Origin of the sequence: Pseudomonas sp. (assembly GCF_028293835.1) — a bacterium.
Lineage (GTDB): Bacteria > Pseudomonadota > Gammaproteobacteria > Pseudomonadales > Pseudomonadaceae > Aquipseudomonas.
This window is the reverse complement of sequence record NZ_JAQGNX010000125.1, coordinates 1-4647: the sequence shown is the minus strand read 5'-3', so window position 1 is coordinate 4647 and position 4647 is coordinate 1. Positions and strand designations below refer to the sequence as shown.

The 4647-nt window shown below is 57.7% G+C and carries 5 protein-coding genes and 1 other RNA gene; 2 read left to right on the top strand and 4 right to left on the bottom strand.

Annotated features, from left to right (window positions below; all coding sequences use genetic code 11):
• From JWR17_RS17490 to JWR17_RS17475, 4 genes are all read right to left on the bottom strand, one after another.
• Positions 1–346, bottom strand: a 346-nt coding sequence (locus tag JWR17_RS17490; RefSeq protein ID WP_299833201.1) for a BON domain-containing protein, incomplete at its 3' end; no start/stop codon positions are given.
• The gene (locus JWR17_RS17485) at positions 343–936 is read right to left on the bottom strand and encodes a phosphoheptose isomerase (protein ID WP_299833200.1); all 594 of its coding nucleotides are present in this window, start codon (positions 934–936) and stop codon (positions 343–345) included. The genes JWR17_RS17485 and JWR17_RS17490, both read right to left, overlap by 4 nt.
• 129 nt (positions 937–1065) lie before the next feature.
• Positions 1066–1440, bottom strand: a complete 375-nt coding sequence (locus JWR17_RS17480; protein ID WP_299833199.1) for a YraN family protein — start codon at positions 1438–1440, stop codon at positions 1066–1068.
• Positions 1437–3248, bottom strand: a complete 1812-nt coding sequence (locus JWR17_RS17475) for a penicillin-binding protein activator (protein WP_299833198.1) — start codon at positions 3246–3248, stop codon at positions 1437–1439. Before JWR17_RS17475 ends, JWR17_RS17480 begins: the two co-directional genes overlap by 4 nt.
• 271 nt (positions 3249–3519) lie before the next feature.
• Here JWR17_RS17475 and rsmI point away from each other — a divergent pair, with 271 nt between their 5' ends.
• Together rsmI and rnpB are read left to right on the top strand one after the other, a co-directional pair.
• Complete coding sequence (gene rsmI / locus JWR17_RS17470) at positions 3520–4392, top strand: 16S rRNA (cytidine(1402)-2'-O)-methyltransferase (protein WP_299833197.1); 873 nt, start codon at positions 3520–3522, stop codon at positions 4390–4392.
• A gap of 86 nt (positions 4393–4478) precedes the next feature.
• Positions 4479–4647, top strand: an RNA gene (gene rnpB, locus JWR17_RS17465) — RNase P RNA component class A; the annotation flags it as partial.

Below are 4647 nucleotides of genomic sequence, written 5' to 3'. Positions count from 1 at the left end.
CCATGACCTGAAGTTCGTTGTTAACCTTCTTCACACGTTGCACGGAGCCGGCGGCTTTTTCGGCAAGGGCTTTGAGGTCTTCCCGAGGCGTTTGTCCGGCGAGCAATACGATGCCGTTGAAGCTGGCAACGATGATGTGCGAACCATCGTCCAGATCAGGACTGGCTTTGGCGACGTTGACCGCTACTTTGGTTTCGATCAGTGAGTCATCGATCTTGCTGCCAAACGTGCGGGTGCCACGGTCATCCTGGATAGGTGTGTCACGGGTCGCAGTCAGGACCGAACTGCATCCGCTGATGCCGAGGCAAAGTGTCAAAGCCAACAGGCTTAGGCGATTAAGGGTCATTCTTCACTCCCGAACAGTTGGCTGTCGATCAAATCGCATAAGCAATGGATCGCCAGCAGGTGGACTTCTTGAATACGTGCGGTCACTTTGGACGGGACGCGAATTTCCACGTCCTCAGGCAATAGCAGCGACGCCATGTCGCCACCGTCGCGACCGGTCAATGCTACGACAACCATTTCGCGGTCATGTGCGGCCTGGATAGCTTGAATAATGTTTGCCGAGTTGCCGCTGGTGGAAATGGCCAACAGCACATCCCCTGGCTGACCGAGCGCACGAATCTGTTTGGAAAAGATCTCGTTATAGCTGTAGTCGTTGGCAATCGAGGTGATCGTCGAGGTGTCCGTGGTCAATGCAATCGCTGGCAGGCTCGGGCGTTCACGCTCAAAACGGTTAAGCAGTTCCGAGGAGAAGTGCTGCGCGTCACCCGCAGATCCGCCGTTGCCGCAAGAAAGCATTTTGCCTTCGTTGAGCAGGGCGTTGACCATGACCTGGCTGGCTTCCTCAATGTAAGGTGCAAGCACCTCCATCGCCTGCTGCTTGGTGTCGATGCTGGCCTGGAAAAGCTGGCGAATTCGGGATTGCATGTCCATCTATGTGACCTTAAGTAGGGCAACTGCTCCAGGCACAAACATTGTGCAGCCTGCAAAGCAAAAAGCAGAATCGATGTAAGTAAATCATGGGGATCAGGCGTTCAGGTTGGACAATTCCAGCCGTCTGAATCAGCTATCAAATGCATTTTTCAACCAGTTGAACGAAGGCTCCTTGCCGGGTTTGCCGTTGATGCCAATCACATCGAAACGACACGGCGAATCAGCCCAGCGTGACGCTTGCTGCAGAAAATACTGCGCGGCGATGACTAGCTTTTCCCGTTTGCGAAGGTCCACACTTTCCAACGCGCCACCCCAACCTGCGTGGCGCCGGTAACGAACTTCGACGAATACTACTGTATCGCCATCAAGCATGACCAGATCGAGCTCACCGCGTTTGCATAACCAATTCTGCGCGATAAGACTCAGGCCCTCTTGCTGAAGGTACTGCAGGGCGAAGGCTTCAGCCTCGCGCCCCGCTTGCAGGTGCGGTGCGGCAGGTATCAACGCGCGGTGTCAGGCAGGCGTTGAACCTGGCCGCCGACAAACTTGGCCCACGGCAATTGCCGCTCTATACGCTGGCCCTGACCCAGGCTCAAACTGCCGGATTGGCCATCGAGGCGGGTGTCAGGCAGCGTTTTCAGTTGCGCCAGGCGCGGCGCCAGGCGATAGGCATCAATACCCATCGCATACAACCGGCCAAGGCTGCCGGAGGCTTGTGGCCATTGCGTGGTCACTTGCTGGTGCAGGGGGTCGGTGGTATTCAACAGCCAAGGCGTTTCGCAAAACTGGATGCCTTCCAGGTCCTTGTACTGTGCCTGGTCGCCGCTGTTGGTGAACAGTGTCGAGGTCGCGTACACAGGAACGTCGCCCGCATATTGATACACCAGTGTCGGTTTGATCTGTTGGGCTAACTGAGGCGTAGTGGCGAGGAAAATGAAATCAATGTCCTGGCGACGGGTCGGTTGAGGCGCTTGAGCCCCCGTGGTGTTTTGTAGGCTCTTGGCGCGAGGATCGGCATTGCGCAGTTGGAACATGTCAGCGATTTGCTGGGCGAGAGCGACGGGTTGGTCAACGTGCTCAGCGACGATGAACGTCCCGCCGGCGGCTTGCCAGGCCTGACGGAAAGCATCCAGAACGCGATCACCCCATTCACCTTTCGGCACCATGGCAGCGGCACTGCGTTTGCCGTCAGCCCAGGCGCGACGGGCCACTTCGCGCGCCTCGTCTTCAGCGGCCAGGCCGAACTGGAACAGCTCCGGTGGCCCGGCTTGACGTGAGTCGCTGTAATTCAGCGCCAGCGTGGTGATCGGCAGGCGTGGACGGCTGCTCAGTTGCTTAACCAACGGTTTTTCCAAGGGGCCGATCACCAACTGCACACCGGAGGCCTTGGCTTGGCGGTAGAAATCGTCAAGGGAGGTCAGGCGTGAGCTGTCGAACACTTCGATGGCTGGCGGCTTTTGTCCTGCTTGCTGAGCTTGATAATGCGCAGCCATGAAGCCTTCACGCAATGCGCGGGCAACCGATACCAAAGGGCCGTCTTGTGGCAGCAGCAAGGCAATTTTAGTCAGGGGTTCACTGGTCAGCGCTTTGAGTGCAACCAGCGGCAGCGGTAATTGCAGGGCCGCTGGATGTTGCGGGTTCTGTGCTTTCCAGGTGTCGATCGCGGCCTGCTGTTGCTCCAGCGTGCCGGCAGTTTTTACTGCCAGCGCCAGGCTCTGCCAGCCCGCCAGTTCACCGTTGCCACTGCTTTGCAGTTGCTCAGGCGGCAATTGGGAAACCAGTGCCCAGATAGCTTCATGGTTGGCGGTTGCGTCACCATTCTTCAGCAGCGGGGCGATGAATACCCGCTGGCTGGCAGCGGGTAAGATCTGACCATCAGCTTCCAGCGCACGCGCCAGGACCAGCCCGGTACGAACCTGCTGATCAATAGGTAGTTCGCCCAGGCGCTGCAGGCTCGGGTGGCTTAACGCGGCCAAAGCCACTTTGGGTTGGTTACGGCCCAGCGCCAGCTCGGCAGCCAGAGTACTGGCATACACTTGTTGCGCGGGCTTCAGTTGATCAAGAGGCACTTGCTCAAGAATTTTTGCAGCACGTCCAGCGTCGCCTTGTCGATTGGCTTGATCGGCCGCGCTCAATCTGAGGACGGCAGCTTGATCGGGGCTTTTGGCGGCGGCAGCTTGTTCGAGCAGTTGCTCGATGCTGGCGTCAGGGGTGCGAGGCAGCTCGCCCAGGGTTGAAGAGGGCGAACTGGCGCAAGCCGCCAGCAGGGCAGCAAGACAAAGGGCAGTGAACAGGCGCAGGCAAGCGATCATGTATGTGATCCTGATACTCGAGCAAATAGGCGGGAATTGTACCCAAGCACTGGCCGGGGCGCGATGTTGGTGGCGTTAAAGCGGTCATATTGGTCGCGGTGTACGTAAATAGGGGGTGGAACCGGTGTTTTTTGCTTGGATCACGTCCTGCGGTAACGAAAACAAACGCTTTTTCCAGACTGTTTTGACGCTCGTCGGCGTCAGCTATCCGTTCACTCCGGCCTTAATCTGTACAATGCGTTTCTTTTTGCCAACACAAGAGGTGTGCGCTTTGACTGCTCCAGGTGCTTCGAATTCCGCCCCAGGCGCGCTTTATGTTGTGGCCACGCCTATCGGTAACCTGGACGACATGAGCGTGCGTGCACTTAAGGTGTTGCGTGATGTAGCACTGGTCGCTGCCGAAGATACCCGCCACTCATTACGTTTGATGCAGCACTTTGGAATTCCAACGCCCTTGGCCGCGTGCCATGAGCACAACGAGCGGGAAGAAGGCAGTCGGTTCATCACGCGTTTATTGGCGGGCGACGACGTTGCGCTGATTTCGGATGCAGGCACGCCGTTGATCTCAGACCCCGGCTATCACTTGGTGCGTCAGGCGCGTGCAGCGGGCATTCGGGTGATCCCGGTTCCGGGGGCGTGCGCTTTGATTGCGGCGCTATCGGCTGCCGGCTTGCCGTCGGACCGCTTTATATTCGAAGGCTTTTTGCCGGCCAAAGCGGTAGGCCGCCGGGCGCGACTCGAATTACTTAAAGCTGAACCGCGTACGTTGATTTTTTATGAGGCGCCGCATCGCATCCTTGAATGCTTGCAGGATCTTGAGTTGGTATTTGGTCCGGAGCGTCCGGCGTTACTGGCGCGGGAACTGACCAAAACGTTTGAGACCCTCAAAGGCCTGCCGCTGTCGGAGTTACGTGCTTTTGTCGAAGGCGACAGCAATCAGCAGCGCGGTGAATGCGTGGTGTTGGTGGCGGGCTGGACTGTCCCCGAAGATGAGGACGTCATCGGTGCCGAAGCGCGGCGGGTGCTGGACCTTCTTTTGGAAGAATTGCCCTTGAAGCGCGCGGCGGCATTGGCGGCGGAAATCACCGGTGTACGTAAGAATCTGCTCTATCAGGTAGCGCTGGACAAGCAAAAAGACGCATAAACGAACCCTCTCTGCCTAAGCGGCAAAGATTACAGAACGTATTAAAGCTTGTTCTTGAGGGGCTGTGCCGCTAACCTTGGCGGCGGAGAGTCGATTGGACAGTCGCTGCCTTCTATTGTTCCAATAGAGGGGGGAGGAAAGTCCGGGCTCCATAGGGCAGAGTGCCAGGTAACGCCTGGGAGGCGCGAGCCTACGGAAAGTGCCACAGAAAATAACCGCCTAAGCACTTCGGTGCCGGTAAGGGTGAAAAGGTGC

Coding starts and splice junctions, on each gene's coding strand:
- JWR17_RS17475 (WP_299833198.1), bottom strand. CDS start 3,248: ATGATCGCTTGCCTGCGCCTGTTCACTGCCCTTTGTCTTGCTGCCCTG.
- JWR17_RS17485 (WP_299833200.1), bottom strand. CDS start 936: ATGGACATGCAATCCCGAATTCGCCAGCTTTTCCAGGCCAGCATCGAC.